The organism is uncultured Sphingomonas sp. (assembly GCF_946477935.1).
Lineage (GTDB): Bacteria > Pseudomonadota > Alphaproteobacteria > Sphingomonadales > Sphingomonadaceae > Sphingomonas.
Map to the genome: position 1 here is coordinate 1 of NZ_CAMLAC010000355.1, position 2510 is coordinate 2510.

The following is a 2510-nucleotide window of genomic DNA, read 5'->3' on the forward strand; positions in this document are numbered from 1 at the left end:
TGGGCTGGGAGGTGCCGGCATCGGCGTTCCAGTCGGTCAACGGCATCTTCATCATCCTGCTGGCGCCGGTTTTCGCCTGGCTGTGGACCGCGCTTGCCAGGCGGCGGCTGGACCCCAGCGCGCCGCTGAAGTTCGGCATCGGCCTGATCGGGGTGGGTGCGGGCTTCCTGGTGCTGGTCACAGGGGCGGCGGCCTATGCGGGGGCGCCGACGCCGGTGATCTTCATCTTCCTGGTCTATCTGATCCACACCATGGCGGAACTGTGCTTCTCGCCCGTCGGACTGGCGGCGATGACACGGCTGTCGCTGCCCAGCATGACCGGGCTGATGATGGGCACCTGGTTCCTGGCGACGGCGGCAGGGAACTTCATCGCCGGGCTGATCGCGCAGGCGAGCGGCGGCGAGGGCGCCGGGCCGGAAAAGGTGCTGGAGGTTTACGGCCGGATCGGCTGGTTCTCGATCGGGGTCGGCGTGGTCGTGCTGGTGATCTCGCCGCTGGTGGCGAAGCTGATGCACCTCGACCTGTTGAAGGAGGATGCCGGGCACGGGCTGGCCGGTGAGAACGAACTGGCCGAGCCGGCCGCGGCGGGGACCGATACGCGGCTGGAGAAGACGCCGCGGCGGTGATCTGACGGGGTGGGGCATGGCTGCCCCACCCCTCACATGATCAAAGCCGCGTCATCGACAGGGCCTTTTCGCCGTAGCGCGGGCCGGCGGTGCCGCCGCGGGGGGCGGCCTGGTCGAGACGTTGCAGGTCGTCGGCCGATAAAGTGAGGTCGGCGGCGGCCATCGAATCCTCCATCGTCTGGCGACGCTTGGCGCCGGGAATGGGGACGATGTCGTCACCCTGCGCGAGCAGCCAGGCGAGCGCGACCTGGGCCGGGCTGGCGCCATGCGCGTCGGCGATGCTGCGCGCGACGTCGACGATCTTCAGGTTCTCGCCGAAATTCTCTTCCGAATAGCGCGGGTCGTTACGGCGATAGTCGCCCTCGGGCAGGTCGTCGCGCGTCTTGATCTGGCCGGTCAGGAAGCCGCGGCCGAGCGGGCTGTACGGCACGAAGCCGATGCCGAGTTCGCGCAGCACGGGCAGGATGTCGCCCTCCACATCGCGTTCCCACAAGGAATATTCCGACTGGACCGCGGCGATCGGGTGGACGGCAGCGGCGCGGCGGATGGTGTCGGCGCCGGCCTCCGACAGTCCCAGGCGGCGGACCTTTCCTTCTTCGACCAGGCGACCCATCTCGCCGACGGTGTCCTCGATGGGGACATTGGGGTCGACGCGGTGCTGGTAGAAGAGGTCGATCGTCTCGACCCCCAGGCGCCTCAGCGAGCCTTCGCAGGCGCGGCGGACATTGTCGGGGGTGGAATCGACCCCGGTCATGCCGTTCTCGTCATAGCGGAAGCCGAATTTGGTGGCGATGACGACGCGGTCGCGCCGCCCGCGGATCGCACGGCCGAGCAGTTCCTCATTGGCGAGCGGGCCGTAGATCTCGGCGGTGTCGAACAGCGTGACGCCGAGATCGATCGCGCGGTGGATGGTGGCGATGCCCTCGTCCGCGTTCGCCTCGCCATACATGCTGCGGCCGATGCCGGCCATCGGCATGCAGCCTAGGCCGAGTGCCGAAACCTCGAATTCCGGGCCGAGCGTGCGATATTTCATGGATGTCCCTCATGGTCGGTCGTGCCGCTGAGGTGTGAAACGGTCGCGGTCGCGGCGAGGTCCATGCTGACATTGCCGAGCGTGCGGAAGATGTCCGGAAAGGTCTCGATCGCGATGAGAAGCCCCAAGGGTGCGATGGGCACGCCGAGCGCCTGGCAGACGGGCGCGATCGAGGCATAGAAGGTGATCTGCGCGGGCAGGCTGACCGAGCCGAGGGAGACCAGCACGCCGACGAAGACGGCGGAGGCAAGCGCGGCGGGGGTGATCGCGATACCGAACCAATGCGCGATATAGACCGCGATGCCGATGTTCATCGCCGGTTGCGTGCCGCGCAGCATCGCCACCGCGAGCGGCAGCACCATGCCGGCGGTGGAGTCCGATATGCCGAGCCGCCGGGCGCCCTGAAGCATCGCGGGGAGGCTGGCGAGGGAGGACTGGGTGCTGATTGCCACGGCCTGGGCGGGGGCGAGGGCGCGGGCGAAGCGGGCGAGGCCGATGCGACCGCCGATGAGCGCGAGGGCATAGGCCATCACCATGACAAGCACGCCGATGGCGGAGACGATGAGGACGTAATGGGCGAGCGCGCCGAAGGCGGCGGTGCCCGCGCGGGCGCCGACGACGAGGGCGAGCGCGAAGACGCCCAGGGGGGCGAGGCGGAGGACCCAGTCGATGAGGATCAGCATGGCGTCGCGGATGGCCTCGAAGAAGGCGACGAGGCGGGCGCGGGGTTCGTCGGCGAGGCGGGTGATCGCAAAGGCGAAGGCGAGGGTGAAGACGATGAGCGACAGGAAGGCGTTGCTGGCGGCGGCGTCGACGACGTTGGTGGGGACGATCGAGACGATGAACTCGCC

Annotated in this window: 2 protein-coding genes and 1 pseudogene; 1 reads left to right on the forward strand and 2 read right to left on the reverse strand. The window is 68.7% G+C overall.

Annotation, left to right across the window (positions count from 1 at the left end):
- Window positions 1–626, forward strand: a pseudogene (locus Q0U08_RS19800) (MFS transporter); the annotation flags it as partial.
- Window positions 627–666: 40 nt separating this feature from the next.
- Here the strand turns inward: Q0U08_RS19800 and Q0U08_RS19805 are convergent.
- Window positions 667–1659 (reverse strand): aldo/keto reductase, encoded by a 993-nt coding sequence (locus Q0U08_RS19805; protein WP_298093507.1) that lies wholly within the window; start codon window positions 1657–1659, stop codon window positions 667–669.
- Window positions 1656–2510, reverse strand: an 855-nt coding sequence (locus tag Q0U08_RS19810) for a cation:dicarboxylase symporter family transporter (protein ID WP_298093508.1), incomplete at its 5' end; no start/stop codon positions are given. The genes Q0U08_RS19805 and Q0U08_RS19810, both read right to left, overlap by 4 nt.

Excerpts from the sequence above, each read along its gene's own strand:
- Q0U08_RS19805 (WP_298093507.1), bottom strand. The coding sequence starts at position 1,659 with ATGAAATATCGCACGCTCGGCCCGGAATTCGAGGTTTCGGCACTCGGC.